This is a genomic window from Massilia sp. 9I, from assembly GCF_902506415.1.
Taxonomy (GTDB): domain Bacteria; phylum Pseudomonadota; class Gammaproteobacteria; order Burkholderiales; family Burkholderiaceae_D; genus Telluria.
The window spans coordinates 369,216-384,003 of record NZ_LR733275.1; the positions used below are offsets into that span (position 1 = coordinate 369,216).

General features: G+C 60.3%; 10 protein-coding genes and 2 tRNA genes. 4 read left to right on the top strand and 8 right to left on the bottom strand.

The annotated features are described in order from the left end of the window. Nucleotides 1–10: 10 nt before the first annotated feature. From GV068_RS01710 to GV068_RS01740, 7 genes are all read right to left on the bottom strand, one after another. A complete protein-coding gene (locus tag GV068_RS01710) occupies nucleotides 11–1,615 on the bottom strand; it encodes a methyl-accepting chemotaxis protein (protein WP_159695706.1) in 1,605 nt (534 codons plus the stop codon). A 709-nt stretch (nucleotides 1,616–2,324) separates the two neighbouring features. Then, the gene (locus GV068_RS01715) at nucleotides 2,325–5,516 is read right to left on the bottom strand and encodes a metallophosphoesterase (protein ID WP_159695707.1); all 3,192 of its coding nucleotides are present in this window, start codon (nucleotides 5,514–5,516) and stop codon (nucleotides 2,325–2,327) included. A gap of 535 nt (nucleotides 5,517–6,051) precedes the next feature. Beyond that, nucleotides 6,052–6,141, bottom strand: a tRNA-Ser gene (locus tag GV068_RS01720). 48 nt (nucleotides 6,142–6,189) lie between these two features. Next, nucleotides 6,190–8,235 carry a bifunctional diguanylate cyclase/phosphodiesterase gene (locus tag GV068_RS01725; RefSeq protein WP_159695708.1) on the bottom strand — a complete coding sequence of 682 codons (2,046 nt, stop codon included), beginning with the start codon at nucleotides 8,233–8,235 and terminating at the stop codon, nucleotides 6,190–6,192. 1 nt (nucleotide 8,236) lies between these two features. Next, nucleotides 8,237–9,403 (bottom strand): EAL and HDOD domain-containing protein, encoded by a 1,167-nt coding sequence (locus GV068_RS01730; protein WP_159695709.1) that lies wholly within the window; start codon nucleotides 9,401–9,403, stop codon nucleotides 8,237–8,239. Nucleotides 9,404–9,511: 108 nt separating this feature from the next. Further along, entirely contained in the window at nucleotides 9,512–10,150 is a 639-nt protein-coding gene (locus tag GV068_RS01735) for a response regulator transcription factor (RefSeq protein WP_159695710.1), read from the bottom strand. Continuing rightward, nucleotides 10,147–11,511 carry a cache domain-containing protein gene (locus GV068_RS01740; protein ID WP_159695711.1) on the bottom strand — a complete coding sequence of 455 codons (1,365 nt, stop codon included), beginning with the start codon at nucleotides 11,509–11,511 and terminating at the stop codon, nucleotides 10,147–10,149. Before GV068_RS01740 ends, GV068_RS01735 begins: the two co-directional genes overlap by 4 nt. Before the next feature lie 230 nt (nucleotides 11,512–11,741). Here GV068_RS01740 and GV068_RS01745 point away from each other — a divergent pair, with 230 nt between their 5' ends. The 3 genes from GV068_RS01745 to GV068_RS25445 all read left to right on the top strand — a co-directional run. After that, on the top strand, nucleotides 11,742–13,808 hold the full coding sequence (locus tag GV068_RS01745) for a carbon starvation CstA family protein (protein WP_159695712.1): 2,067 nt from the start codon (nucleotides 11,742–11,744) through the stop codon (nucleotides 13,806–13,808). Further along, entirely contained in the window at nucleotides 13,808–14,014 is a 207-nt protein-coding gene (locus GV068_RS01750) for a YbdD/YjiX family protein (RefSeq protein ID WP_159695713.1), read from the top strand. Before GV068_RS01745 ends, GV068_RS01750 begins: the two co-directional genes overlap by 1 nt. Before the next feature lie 243 nt (nucleotides 14,015–14,257). Next, the coding region (locus GV068_RS25445) for a transposase (protein ID WP_373888433.1) at nucleotides 14,258–14,434 on the top strand (177 nt) is incomplete at its 3' end. A gap of 107 nt (nucleotides 14,435–14,541) precedes the next feature. Here GV068_RS25445 and GV068_RS01760 read toward each other — a convergent pair. Then, nucleotides 14,542–14,631 (bottom strand) — tRNA-Ser (locus GV068_RS01760). 7 nt (nucleotides 14,632–14,638) lie between these two features. On the opposite strand from GV068_RS01760, the gene GV068_RS25450 reads away from it, so the two are divergent. Beyond that, nucleotides 14,639–14,764, top strand: coding sequence for an IS3 family transposase (locus GV068_RS25450; RefSeq protein WP_373888397.1), 126 nt, complete (start codon nucleotides 14,639–14,641; stop codon nucleotides 14,762–14,764). The last annotated feature ends 24 nt before the right edge of the window (nucleotides 14,765–14,788 follow it).

Below are 14,788 nucleotides of genomic sequence, written 5' to 3' on the forward strand. Positions count from 1 at the left end.
TGGAATGCGCTCAGGCGCGGCGTCTTGCGGCCGGTTCGTTGGCCGCCAGCGCCAGTGTCTTGCCGGCGGCTTTCGGCGCCGCCGCAGCAGCATTGCGCGCAAGGATGAAGACACTGACCGCCTGCGCCAGGTTGGCCGCCTGCTCGCGCAGCGCGGCTGCGGAGCCCGTGGTCTCTTCGACCAGTTCGGCGTTCTGCTGGGTGTCCTGGTCCATCTGGGCGACCGCATCGTTGATGTGCGAGATGCCGGTGGTCTGGGCGCTGCTCGCCTCCGCAATGGCACCCATGATCTCGGTGACGCGGCGCACACTGCCCACGATCTCGTCCATCGTGGTGCCGGTCTGGCCGGCCAGGCGCGTGCCCAGTTCCACCTGCTCGACCGAGCGGCCGATCAGGGAAGTGATTTCCTTGGCGGCTGCAGCGGAGCGCTGGGCCAGGTTGCGCACCTCGCTCGCGACCACGGCGAAGCCGCGGCCCTGCTCACCCGCCCTCGCCGCTTCGACCGCGGCATTTAGCGCCAGCAGGTTGGTCTGGAAGGCGATGCCTTCGATGACGCTGACGATGTCGGCGATCTCGCGCGAGGAGGCGTGGATCGCATCCATGGTGGCGATCACGCGGCCGACCACTTCGCCGCCCTGGGTGGCGACGCCGGCGGCGAAGCCGACCAGCTCGTTGGCCTGGGCCGCATTGTCGGCGTTCTGGCGCGCGGCGCCGGTGAGTTCGCCCATCGCAGAGGTGGTCTGCACCAGGGTCGCTGCCTGCTGTTCAGTACGGGCCGACAGGTCGCCGTTACCCTCGGCGATCTTCGCCGAGTTGACGGCGATGGTCTCGGTGGCGGTGTGCACTTCGCCGACGATGCGCACCAAGCTGCTGTTCATGTGCTTCAGTGCCTTGAGCAGCTGGCCGGTTTCGTCAGTGGCGCTGTCGTCGATGGTGCTGGTCAGATCGCCGGCGGCCACGGTCTCGGCCACCTTCACGGCCTGCTGCACCTGGCGCAGCAGCGTGCGCGCCACCAGGACGGCGAAGGCCAGCGTCAGGGCCAGGCCGATCACGCCGATCAGGGCGCCGCCGAGGATGGCGCGGTCGGCTGCGGAGGTAGCGTCGCCCACGGTAGAGACGAAGCGCTCCTTGGCGGCAGTGCGGAAGCTGGCGGCGTCCTTGCGGTAGGTGGCCAGCGCCGCGGCCATGGCCTGCATCTTGTCCTTGGTCGGCATGCCGGCCTGCTGGGCCATCATGTTGGAGATGTCGCGGGCGATCTTGTAGTAGCTGCCGAATTCGCCGGACAGGCGCGCGAGTTCGTCGGCGCGGCCGGTGTCGAGCTTGCGCAGGCGCTGGTAGGTCTCGGTGACTTTCGTGGCCAGGGCGTCGGCGGCCGCCAGCTGCTCCGGCTCGCCGGCAGCGGCGGCGGTGTTCAGGATGTCGATGATCTTGTCGAGTGCGGCCGCGTTTTCGGTCATCGCATCGAGCGCAGGATACTGGACGTCGCGGACGTCTTCCAGCCGCACGTTATTCTTCTGGAATACAACGACGGTGAAGGCAAGGTACAGCGCCATACACACCATGGCGATCCCGGGAGCGACCAGGACCTTCCACATCACGGGCAAACGGTTCAGCATCTTCAATCTATCCCAAAATACTTATCAGAATGTAGGAGGTATCTGACAAAAGGCAGATGCAGATAGTAAGGGGACGTCATTCCCCATGGCAAGATTTATATTATGAACTTCCAATCTTTGTGATCAGGTTGCAACTAGTTCACCTACATCCAGTGGGAACGCAGTAACTTTCGATGCGAACTGCATATTTCGTTAAAAGTCTGTAAACGATACATGGTATCGACGCTATAAGTATTCTCTAAGTGAACATCGGCGATAGCTTAACAACAATGTTTTGTCCGCAGTGCACCGACGCATGACCTCAGTGCTGGGGCAGGTTGTGATGCACCTTGCTCTGCTGACTATGTAAGAGGTCGTTGCTGCGGAGCGGTCGAATATAACGTGCCCGCCGCAGAAGCCCTACACTCCACTAGGCTGGCTCATCCGATCCATCGGCCAATCCAACCCTAGTCTGAAAATCGACTTCATTCTACTCTCAGCCGCCTAGTGCACGTACGCCCAGCCGTATGCCAGTGCGTACTCAAGAAGCAAGCATCGCTGCCGGCGTCGAGATGTACTGTAATCATTCTAATGCTAGTGGGCCAAGGACCGAACCTGCAATATTTAAAGTCACTTGGCCCACGCCGTCGCGCCCTATCCGGAAGTTCGGGCTACACCAATACTCCTACCTAAGATCATTTGGCAGCCACCACTTATTGTATAAAGTCACCTACTGTTCGTCGCGGTCACCTAACCGCTCAGGCAGTATATCCCCCTTTATTTTTTTAAATGACTTTTGTGTTGGCTGTCTTTCACCAGTCAGATGCTTAGTAATAGACATTTTTATAAGGAACTCAACCGCTGCCAAAGTAGGTTTATCAGAAATGTATCCCACGCTATATTGATGCCTCAACGCCTGATTAAGATCCATTAGATAAAAAGAGTTCCGCGCGCACTCAGCGATATATCTCTGCACTGCTTTCTCCCAATCTCGCGGCCTCGTTAAAACAAGAGTTAATATGAGCTCATGGCGTTCAATCTCACCCAGGTCCTTACGATTTAACTGATCGATTAGCAGCGGCCCCATTTTTCTTGAATATATATCGTCCCTTGTCCATGTGGCTATATTACCCGGAATGCAAGTCAGGATCTTCATAAACCTCTCATTTTCCTCCTCCCCGAATCCATCTCCTAACGCGAACCCTATACCATCATACAAAGCATATCCGTTTTTCGCGAGCAGTGGTAAGAGCACAAACAAAACTTTTGTCGCCTGACGCCAACAATTAAGTATCTCCTGCATTAAGGTCTTTTTCACGTCAGCCGCTGCGTAATCGCTGTTTCGCAACGCTCTTGCCCCAGCAGACATCGCGCTTAGCATATAGACGAAGGTATGGTCGTGAAGGACCTTGTTTATTTCCTGGTTATATGGCCTTTGCTTATCGTAGCTTTTATCAGCATATTGGTCCTTGATAATAGTGGGCAAATTGGAATCCTTTACCCCGTTCGCCAACTCTTCTTCCATTTGCGTTACAACCGCTTCTGACGGCTTCCAGATTGCAAACTTATACGGATTTATATCACTAGGCAGTCCTAGATGAGCGTCCACTTTCTGGTGAAGCGTCTTAAGATCGTTAGTGAGAATTGAAAGAGCATCCTCGCGACGACGATCAATCCCCGTGTAGAACTCTATCAATTCTGGATAAAGAGAGTATCGCATTTCCTCCAGGATGAATTTTGCGAACTCTCGATCATGATGCATTCGATGGGCGGCAAAATAATAGACCCAGTACGAGAATCTGAATCTAAAGAAATGACCAACACTGACGATGATGTTATTTTGAAATAAAATATCGAAGACGGAATGCGTCTCCAAGTCAATTAGATTTGCCCTGCAAAATGCTTGAACATCGACAAGAAACTTATCGCGCGCAAACAAAAATTTATTTTCTCTTATTAATCCTTCGCAAAAGTAACCCAATACAAATTCGCAATCCTTAAGATCCGGTCGACTTTTATAAGAGGGTAAAGCATCCACATTGAAGAGTAGGAACAATACCCGCCTAATGATGTCGCATCTGTTCACAGGACTTTCGTCAAAGTCGAATTCCGAGACCTTCAACAGCGTAATGCAATTAAGGGGCGTACGGTGTAGGTTTAGCACCTCTAGATCATTGGCGAGTCTTGCCGTTACGACGTCTTCGTCACCGATTACTCTGCTTTCATTATAGGTTGCGACGATATTTCGCATGATATTGCGACTCAGCGCCCATAGATAATACTCGGTGAACGTTCGGCCAGCACATTTGAGTTGCGTGATGGAGAAGTTACCAGGATTTATCTGCTGCATAACGATCAACGCAACATTCGAAAACAAATCATTTACGATTTCAAGAATTTTTATCGTGTTCTTGTCATCGTTAAAAGAATCTAAAATTACGCATTTGATTTCTTCGCTTCTTCTTCCAAGCAACTGCAGCTCATCAGAAACCGCTTGATTTACCGAGTGCTTATGCGGTTGAAGAGTTCGCGCATCAAGATAAAGAAAAAGCTGCGACGGCCTTTGTTTCCATGCTTCCACCGTTATATAGTGTGCCAAACAGGTCAAACCATATTGAGGTGGTGCTTTAATTAATGCCGACAGTGGATTTTTAATTATATCGCCAATATCAATCTTTTTTGCACTACTAACATCTTTAGATACTTCCGAAACCTCGGAAATAGTGCGATCGACCCATTTATTCGGGTGAGTTGAGAACGACCTCAATGATTCGTCTAGGCGTCGCGAGAAATATCGCAAAACTAGTCCCTCATCACCAGGTTCATTGCTTTGCGAAATTGAGATTGGCATAGACAGCGAAGTGTTATGCTCACGCTGATCCTGGCAGTAACCTTTCGAGTAGGCCATCGCGACTACGCGAGTCGGTAGTTGATATTCCCACTTCCCTGTAGGGGCGTGGTCAGCAACTGGCGCATTAGTCCAATTCGATGCCCCAGATTTTTTTGCGTGCAGATTGGTAGCGCAGCTGCGCCTGGAAAGGTTAACAGTGGTAATATTTATTCCGAATTCCGCCGACGTTTCTGCGCCAACAGCACCTGCAGCGATGACGACATGTGTATTACCAGGCGAAACCCACGCATTATGAGAATGCCCGTGTAGCCAAAAATCATATTCACTCGGAATCCGAGTGTTTGAGATATCTCTATCGCACAAAACCAACCAGTCCGAAGGGTGGTGAATCAAACCAATTTTAATGTCTGATCCTGAAATCTTATTTCGGGCGGCATTGAACTGCCACTCAGCGGCAAGCCATAAATTTCGGTCATCTTCGTCACCCGCACAAGTCCACGCAGAGTTGAACCCAGCAACCCCAACAGTGATATCATTTATTCGACACTCCAGCGCATACTGGAGCCGCCCATTAACATCATGTTGATGCGGAAGGTATGATTTTACAAACTCTTCGTACGCGGATAGTCGCCGCACGGCATCGCGAAATTCTGTACTGCGACTATCAAACTGCGAATTAATATCTTGCGAAAATTGCTGTGACTGTTTCGCAAAAGATGAGTAAGCAAGCTGAGCATGTTTGTTCACCTTGCTTCGGTCGATGTCGTGATTTCCCGGAACAATAAACAGTCTGTCCAGAGGAAGGGGTGAGCCATCCTCACCGCACACGCTTCTCAGTTCATCAAAGAACACCCGAGCTGATTCGTATTGAGCACTGAGAGAATCAGATTTTAGTTCTCCGAACGCTATGTCGCCAGTGCAGAATATCAAGTCAGGCTTCTGTACTTCACTACCTTTGAATAGCTCTTTCAAATAAGTGAGAAGTGTTCCCCTGCTGTGGTTATCACGCCACCCAGTGGCTGAAGCAAAGTGAATGTCCGATACATGGAGCCAGCTAATAATTTTATCCACGTCAATAACCTAAATAGATGGGTGATGATCCGCCGCGAGCGGAAACTGCGGTACGACTATGACAATTGAACGCTACATGTACCAGTTGCATTCGACAATCCCTTAGACTCCCAACGTGAACGAAGGCTGTTCTTTACCATATGGCGCATCTTAAGAGGATAGAGCAATGCTAAAAGCGCAGATTTCCATTATACGCATCGTTTTCTCAACAAATCTCTCTGAATTTGGCAGAGATGTTTCTTCGCGAAGCTGATGTAGAAACAAACGAAGTACCCTTAGAAGGTATGTTAGATCTTGCTAGCTGCGTTGCCGTTCGCTATGGACGCAGAGATTGATCGCCCTATGTTGCCATCCACAAAAGGACACGGATTGCGGACAACGAGAGTGAAGAGTCAGTTGACCAGTGACAGTAGCAGGCGCTCTATTCAGCGAAGATTTGCACGGCTGCCGCATAGTTGTGAGGGCCGAAACGCATTGATATCGGCTAAACGGACGAACAAAAGCCCCATCTAGTGGGGCTTTTGTTCAGTAAGCTTGGCGGAAGCGGTGAGATTCGAACTCACGAACGGGTTCCCCCGTCGGCAGTTTTCAAGACTGCTGCCTTCAACCACTCGGCCACGCTTCCTATGAGGAAGCCGCATTATACAGAAAACATCACTACCGGCGAAGGGAATCAGGCAACCAGCAGCCAGTTCTCCCGCAGACTGCGCTCGAAGTCCGCCGCCGGCAGCGGCTTGCTGTACAGGTAACCTTGCACCTCATCACACCCCGACTCGCGCAGGAAGGCCAGCTGCTCCAGCGTCTCCACCCCCTCCGCAATCACGCGCAGGCCAAGCTGCTGCGCCATGCTGACAATAGTCCCCGCAATCGCGCAGTCGCTCGGATCATCCGGAATCCCCATCGTGAACGAGCGGTCGATCTTCAGGGTATCGATCGGGAAGCGCTTCAGGTAAGAAAGGCTCGAATAGCCGGTCCCGAAATCGTCCAGCGACAGCGCCACGCCCAGTTGATGGATGCGGTCCATGATCGCCGTCACGCGTTCGAAATCGTGCATCAGCGTGCTCTCGGTGATCTCCAGTTCCAGCCATGATGGATCGAGCTGGTAGCGCGACAAGGTATCCGCCACGCGCGCCGGCAGCGACGGCGTGAACTCGCGCGCCGACACGTTCACCGCCAGGCGGAACGGCGCAACGCCGGAGCGCTGCCAGATCGCGGCCTGGGCGCAAGCCTGCTCCAGCACCCACTCCCCCACCTGCACGATCAGGCCCGTGCTCTCGGCCAGCGGAATGAATTCGCCCGGCGGCACGATGCCGCGCTCCGGATGCACCCAGCGCACCAGCGCCTCGGCGCCGACGATGCGGTCGCTGCCGATCTCGAACTTCGGCTGGTAATACAAGGTCAGTTCGCCGTTGCCCAGCGCCTGGCGCAGGCCGGATTCGATGCGCATGCGTTCCTGCATGCCCTGGTTCATGTCCTGGCTGTAGAAGGCGACGCTGCGGTCCGGGTTGGCGTCCAGCTGCTTCGCTCGTTCCATCGCAATGTCGGCCAGCCCCAGCAGGGTCTCGGCTTCGCCGCCGTCCTGCGGATAGACGCTGATACCGATGCTGGCGCCCACGCGCAGGTCGTGGCCGCCGATCATGAACGGGGCGTCGAGCGCCGCCTGCAGCTTCTGCGCCACGGTGGTGGCCTCGAAATGCTGGCGGATGTCGAACAGGCCGACGGCGAATTCGTCGCCCGACAGGCGCGCCACCACGTCTTCGTCGCGCAGGGTGTCGCGGAAGCGCTGGGCCACCTGGCGCAGCAGGTCGTCGCCGATGCGCCGGCCCAGCGTGTCGTTGATGCGCTTGAAGCGGTTCAGGTCGACGAACAGCACGCAGCCGGCGGCATCGTTGCGATGCGCGACCATCAGGGCCTGATCCACCAGGCGCGCGAACAGGGTGCGGTTCGGCAGGCCGGTGAGTTCGTCGTAATAGGCTAGGTGGTGCAGCTGTTCCTCGGCCTGCTTGCGTTCGGTGATGTCGGTCAGGTAGGCAATCAGCCCGATCGGGCGCTCGGCCAGGTCGCGCAGCGGAGACAGCGACAGGCTGGCCCAGAACACCTCGCCGGACTTCTTGCGGCGCCTCACCTCCATCATGCGGCCGCCCTGCTCCGCGAAGGTGTCCTGGAAGCCTTCTTCCTCGTCGGCGTACAGGAACAGGATGTTGCGGCCGATCGCTTCCAGTGCGGTGTAGCCGAACAGTTCTTCGGCGCCACGGTTCCAGCTGGTGATGTAGCCCATCTGGTCCATGGTCAGCACCGACTCGTGGATCTGGTCGAGGATTTGCGACTGGTGCGCGAGCTGGGCTTCCATCTGCGCGTAGGCGTGGGTCGAGCGCACCGCCAGCGAGTGCACCTGCAGCAGCGACGCCGTCAGGTGCGCCAGGCCGGCCAGGCGGCGTGCGTCGTCCGCCGTGTAGGCGTCGCGCCCCGCCACTTCGTAGATACCGAACTGCTCGGTGCTGCCTGCCACCACCTGGCGCAGCACCGGGCCGATGCCGGGAGCGCCGCCGACGCCGGCGCCGGGCAGGAAGCGCCCGTAGGGGCTTCCCAGCAGGTCGGCCGCGATGCGGCCCAGGGCCTCGTGCAGGGCTTCGCCGCGCAGGCGCAGCACGGCATCGCACACGGCGCCCGTACCGCCGACGAAATCGAGTGCTGCGTCAAGGGGTACGAGTGCGTGCATGTCAGACATTCCGGCCTACCTGGATGGCCCAGTGATAGGCGTTCAACTGGCTGTTCCACCAGTCGGCGGGGGCAATGCCGGCCGCCTCGAGCTCCTGGGATGACGGGTGGGCTTCGGTCAGGCGCAGCCAGTTGCCGAGGGGGCCGCTGCGCGTTAAGAGCGCCCCGGCGACGTGGTCGGGCAGGTGCAGGTCGGCGACGATCTCCGTCATCGGCATGTGCAGCAGGCGGTCGAGCAGCGAGAACACGCCGGTCATGAAGGCCAGGTCGCCCGCGTCGCGGTCGCCGCCGGCCTGCTTGCACAGCGCCTCCAGCTGGGCCGCGCGGCGCGCTGCCAGCGGCAGCAGCAGGTTCGGCAGGCCGTCCGCGTCCTGGCGCGCGTACAGCAGCAGCTGCAGCCAGCGCTGCAGCTGGCGCCGGCCGAGCAGGCTGATGGCCTGGTTGAAGCTGGTGATCTGGGTGCTGACGGCGAAAGCGGCCGAGTTGACCAGCTTGAGCAGGTGGTAAGACAGCGCCGGGTCTTGCTTGAGTTGCTGCTCGATCTCGCGCGAATCGGCGTCGCGCGACAACAGGCCGAGCAGGGTCATGATGCGGCGGCGCGAGGTGCCGTCGTTGGTGTCGCCCGCTGCTGCCGGGTCGAGCGGATAGTCGCCGCTGAACCAGTCGAAGCCGGCCATCTCGCATTCGCCGAAAGCCTTGATGCTGTCGACGCTGCGCGCCAGGTGCGGGCCGAAAAGCGCGGCCGGGCGGCTTGCGGGCAAGGCGTCGCGGACGTAGTCGCGCGCGATGGTGCGCAGCGCCGGCGGCACCGGCAGCGTGATGGGCGGCGTGCCGTCCAGCCACAGGCGGTAGCCGAGTTCGTGCAGTTCGGTGAGGCGGCGCGCGGCGCCGTCCTGGGCCAGGCTCGATGCGCCGACGACGAAGCCGATGCGGTTGGCCGGCATCAGGGCCAGCACCGGCGGGGTCAAGGCGGCGGGATTGTCCAGCATGAGGAGCCCGTCGAGCGGGGCGATCGCGGCCAGCAGGTCCGGCGTCCCGAACACGGCCTGCAGACCCTGCGGGTCGGCGCCCTTCTCCACCCGCAGGCACAGCGCCACCCACTCGTTCTGCCCATTGGCGACCGGGTCGATTGCTACCAGCGGAAATGGGTTGGGGTCCTGCTCGGCCATTCTTGGGCTCTCTATGCGCGGGCGCTATGTGACATTCAATCAATCTTATTCGACGGATTATCAGAAAGCAACACCTTTTGTTTCTTTATGGATACTTTCTGTACATACCTACGAATAACCGTTGCTTTCCGCGCGCTGGACGGCGTAGCGGATCAGCTCCGCCTGCCCTTCGATGCCGAGCTTGCGCTTGATGTTCAGGCGGTGGGTTTCCACCGTACGCACCGAGAGTTCGAGGGCGCGCGCGATCTGCTTGTTCGACTGGCCGGCGGCGATGTGCTTGAGGACTTCCTGCTCGCGCGTGGTGAGCAGCTTGTCGGGCGCCACCGGGCTGGACAGCTGGCGCGCCAGCGCGGCGCTGTAATAGATGCCGCCGCCGATCACGGTGTCGATCGCCAGCACGATGTCCTTGCCCGGCGCGTCCTTCAGCACGTAGCCGCGCGCGCCGGCCGCCATCGCCTGGGTCACGTATTCCGGCTTGTCGTGCATCGACAGGATCAGCACCGCGATGCCGGGAAAGTGTTCGAGCAGGCGCGCCGTGGCGTCGATGCCGCTGCCGCCCTTCATGTTCACATCCATCAGCACCAGGTCGGGGCGGCAGGCGCCGGCCTGCTCGATGGCTTCCTGGCCGGAACCGACCTCGCCCACCACGCGCAGGCGCGGCGCCGCTTCCAGGCGCGCGCGCAGGCCGTCGCGCACCAGGGGGTGGTCGTCCACCAGCAGGATCCGGATGTCGGTCTCGTCGTTCATGTCTGTTCCTTCAAATCGATGCTCGCCACCACGCGGGTGCCGAGCGGCGACGAATCGATCGCCAGCAGGCCGCCGATGGCTTCCATCCGTTCCATCATGTTGCGCAGGCCAATGCCGCGCTGCGGGTGCTGGGCGATGCCCTGGGCGTCGAAGCCGGCGCCGTCGTCGGCGATTGTCAGGCTGAGGCAGCGGCCGCGCCGCGCCAGCAGCATCTCGACCTGGCGCGCGCCGGCGTGGCGTTCGGCGTTGGTCAGCGCTTCCTGGGCGATGCGAAACAGCACCGTGCCCGCCATCTCGGGCAGCGCGTCGACCGCGCCTTCGACGCGGAAGCGCACCGGGGTGCCGCTGTGGTGGCCGAATTCGCTGGCCAGGTGGTCGAGCGCCGGCGCCAGGCCCAGGTCGTCGAGCAGCGCCGGGCGCAGGTCGTGCGAGATGCGGCGCACTTCGCCCAGCACCAATTTCACCTGGTCCACCGTGCGCTCGAGCGAACCGCGCGCGGCCTGCTGCTGCGCCTCATCACCGTCGAGGCGGATGATGCCCGCCTCCAGCTGCAGCTTGACCGAGACCAGCGCCTGGCTGATCCCGTCGTGCAGGTCGCGCGACAGGCGCGCCCGCTCCTCTTCCTGCGATTCGACCACGCGCTGGGCCAGTACCTTGAGCTTGGCGTCGGCCACGCGCAGCTCGCGCAGGTTCAGCACCAGGCCGCCGCTGGCCACCGCCACCGAGGCCAGCACCGCCAGGCCGGCGATCCACAGCAGGGTCTCGCCGATGTTGCGCGACTGCTGGGCGTCCACCTGCGCCAGCGCGGCTTCGACGTCGTCGAGGTAGATCCCGGTACCCATCATCCAGCCCCAGTTCGGCAGGGGCACCACGTAGCCGAGCTTGGGCGCGGGGCGGTTCGAGGATGGCTTGGCCCAGGTATAGCGGTGAAAGCCCCCGCCGGCGCGGGCGCGCTCGATCAGGCGCTGGATGGTCGGCACGCCGTTCGCGTCACGCCAGTTCCACATGTCGGTGCCGACCAGCTCGGGCTGGCGCGGATGCATCAGGCTGTGGCCCTGCATGTCGTAGACGAAGAAGTAGCCGTCGTCGCCGAAGCTCAGCGAGCCGAGGATGCGCTTGGCCTCGTCCAGCGTGGCCGGATCGCTGCGCCCGGAGCGGACCAGGTGGCCGATCGCTTGCGTGGCCAGGGCCACGTAGTGGCGCAGTTCGGCCTCCTTGCTGGCCAGGTAGGCGCGCTGGATGGTGGCGCGCTGCTGCTGGGCCAGCTCGGCGGCCTGCTGGCGCACGAACAGGGCGATCGCGCACAGGGCCACGATCAGCGGCCCGATCGCCAGCACGATCACCTTCTGCCTCAAGCGCATTCCATTCCTCCTACCATGTCAGCCCGACATTTTACGGGGGAAACTGCCGCCCTGCTGGCGAGGCTGCCTGCGTAGTACTACGCAGACACTGCGTAATCATGCGCTTGCGGTGCTGATATTCGTGCAACATACTCTCCGGTACGCTGTCCCCAAAACCGCCGGTCGATTCGTACGAGGCCGGCCACGATAAGCAGTGAATACAAGTATCAATCCATCCTCGGAGGAGCACCATGAAACGAATGTCGAGCACGCTCGGCTGGATCGCCCTGTCGATCCTCGGCGCCTTTTCGCTCGGGTTCATCGCCGTCAAACGCGGCGAAACCATCAATGCGATCTGGATCGTCGCCGCCGCGGTCTGCGTCTACCTGATCGCCTACCGCTTTTACAGCAAGTTCATCGCCACCAAGGCGCTCGGTCTTGACCCCACGCGCCAGACCCCGGCTTACAAGTACAACGACGGCCTGGACTACGTCCCGACCAACCGCTACGTGCTGTTCGGCCACCACTTCGCCGCGATCGCCGGCGCCGGCCCGCTGGTCGGCCCGGTGCTGGCGGCCCAGATGGGCTACCTGCCCGGCATGATGTGGATCCTGGCCGGCGTCGTCTTCGCCGGCGCCGTGCAGGACTTCATCGTGCTGTTCATGTCCACCCGCCGCGACGGCCGCTCGCTGGGCGACCTGATCAAGTCCGAAATGGGCGAGATCCCCGGCCTGATCGCGCTGCTGGGCTGCTTCATGATCATGGTGATCATCCTGGCGGTGCTGGCGCTGATCGTCGTGAAGGCGCTCACTGGTTCGCCGTGGGGCTCATTCACCGTGATGGCCACCATCCCGATCGCGCTGTTCATGGGCCTGTACTCGCGCTACGTGCGCGTCGGCCGGATCGGCGAAGTCTCCATCATCGGCTTCGTGCTGCTGATGCTGGCCATCATCGGCGGCCAGTGGGTGCACGATTCGCCGACCTGGGGCCCGGCCTTCACCTTCACCGGCACCCAGCTGACCTGGATGCTGATCGGCTACGGCTTCATCGCCTCGGTCATCCCGGTGTGGCTGCTGCTGGCGCCGCGCGACTACCTGTCGACCTTCCTCAAGATCGGCACCATCGTGGCGCTCGCGGTCGGCATCCTGATCGTCGCCCCGGACCTGCGCATGCCTGCCACCACCAAGTTCATCGACGGCACCGGCCCGGTGTGGTCGGGTAACCTGTTCCCCTTCCTGTTCATCACCATCGCCTGCGGCGCCGTCTCCGGCTTCCACGCGCTGATTTCGTCGGGCACCACGCCGAAGATGATCGAGAACGAGACCCACGCCCGCTTCATCGGCTACGGCGGCATGCTGATGGAATCCTTCGTGGCCATCATGGCGCTGGTGGCGGCCAGCACCATCGACCCGGGCGTCTACTTCGCGATGAACAGCCCGGCCGCCGTGCTGGGCACCACCGCGCAGACCGCTGCAGCAGCGGTAACGCAGATGGGCTTCGTGATCACCCCCGAGACCCTGGAACAGATGGCGCGCGACGTCGGCGAGCACACCATCATCTCGCGCGCCGGCGGCGCACCGACCCTGGCGGTGGGCATGGCCCACATCCTGTCGAACGTGATCGGCGGCCAGGCCATGATGGCCTTCTGGTACCACTTCGCGATCCTGTTCGAGGCCCTGTTCATCCTGACCGCGGTGGACGCGGGCACCCGCGCCGGCCGCTTCATGCTGCAGGACCTGCTGGGCGCCTTCTCGCCGTCGCTGAAGCGCACCGAGTCGCTGCCGGCCAACCTGCTGGCCACTGGCCTGTGCGTGGCGGCCTGGGGCTACTTCCTGTACCAGGGCGTGGTCGATCCGCTGGGTGGCATCAACACCTTGTGGCCGCTGTTCGGCATCGCCAACCAGATGTTGGCCGGTATCGCGCTGACCCTCGGCACCTGCGTGCTGTTCAAGATGAAGCGTGCGCAGTACGCCTGGGTCACCATCGTGCCGACCGCCTGGCTGCTGCTGTGCACCCTGACCGCCGGCTGGCAGAAGATCTTCGACGCCAATCCGAAGGTCGGCTTCATCGCCCACGCCAACAAGTTCCAGGCCGCGCACGACGCCGGCACGGTGCTGGCGCCGGCCAAGTCGGTCGAGCAGATGGAACGCATCATCTTCAACGACTACGTCGACGCCACCCTGACGGGCTTCTTCATGATCGTGGTGCTGGCGGTGGTGGTGTACGGCATCCGTACGATCCTCGCGGCCCGCACCAGCGGCGGCCCGACCGCGAAGGAGACCCCGTACGTCGCCATGCCGACCGCACAGGTGCCGTGATGTTCGGCGCGCTGCTCGATGCAGGCAAAACGGCAGGCAAGTACCTCGGGCAGAGCATGCGCCTGATGGTCGGCCTGCCCGAGTACGACACCTACCTGGCGCACATGGAACGTACCCATCCGGACCAGACGCCGATGACGTACGAGGAGTTTTTCCGTGAGCGCCAGGAGGCGCGGTATGGGGGCTCGCGGGCGACCTGCTGTTAAGGTTTGCTTGATTGCTGGATGATGGAGGGGCGCTGCGGCGCCCCTTCTGTTTTTTGCCCGCACGCCGCAATCGCTTTCCACTCCTAGCCGGAAGACCGTCATCCCGGCGCAGGCCGGGATCCAATCTCGCATGCGGACCACTAACGCTTGCGTGCACCCGCCAACTTGACGCAACGAACTTGGGTCCCGGCCTTGAACTGCCACAAGAAAGTTGGACAGCTATTGTCCACTTTCGAGGGGTAGATGGTTAAGTACACAAAAGAGATCAAGCTCAGGGTCATCAAGCAATATCTGGAGGGGCAGCTAGGCTATCACCGCCTGGCAGCCCAGCAGGGCATCCCAGCGCCGGTGATCCGGCGTTGGGTGGATGCGTATCGACTGCATGGCGATGAAGCGTTTTGCAGGCGCCGAGAGCACTACNTGAGCCAGCCGCTGCAGCAGGCCAAGCTGGCGACAGATGAAATCGTAGCGAAGAACATGCACTGAAAATGAAAAGGGCCCCGATGTGGGGCCCTTTTCATTACTACTGGCGGAGAGGGTGGGATTCGAACCCACGGTACGGTCACCCGTACGCCTGATTTCGAGTCAGGTACATTCGACCACTCTGCCACCTCTCCTGAATCGGTGTTGCGTGGTCGCCGTAAGCGAGGCCGAGAATACATCGGGTATTACAATACCAAACGCATCAGTACCACCTTGGGCGGCCTGACCCCGCTTCAATGCAGGGGCAAGCACGCTCAGGCTACATAAAACAGATGTCCAACTTTTGTGTGG

Excerpts from the sequence above, each read along its gene's own strand:
- GV068_RS01710 (WP_159695706.1), bottom strand. The coding sequence starts at position 1,615 with ATGCTGAACCGTTTGCCCGTGATGTGGAAGGTCCTGGTCGCTCCCGGG.
- GV068_RS01725 (WP_159695708.1), bottom strand. The coding sequence starts at position 8,235 with ATGCACGCACTCGTACCCCTTGACGCAGCACTCGATTTCGTCGGCGGT.
- GV068_RS01730 (WP_159695709.1), bottom strand. The coding sequence starts at position 9,403 with ATGGCCGAGCAGGACCCCAACCCATTTCCGCTGGTAGCAATCGACCCG.
- GV068_RS01735 (WP_159695710.1), bottom strand. The coding sequence starts at position 10,150 with ATGAACGACGAGACCGACATCCGGATCCTGCTGGTGGACGACCACCCC.
- GV068_RS01740 (WP_159695711.1), bottom strand. The coding sequence starts at position 11,511 with ATGCGCTTGAGGCAGAAGGTGATCGTGCTGGCGATCGGGCCGCTGATC.
- GV068_RS01745 (WP_159695712.1), top strand. The coding sequence starts at position 11,742 with ATGAAACGAATGTCGAGCACGCTCGGCTGGATCGCCCTGTCGATCCTC.
- GV068_RS01750 (WP_159695713.1), top strand. The coding sequence starts at position 13,808 with ATGTTCGGCGCGCTGCTCGATGCAGGCAAAACGGCAGGCAAGTACCTC.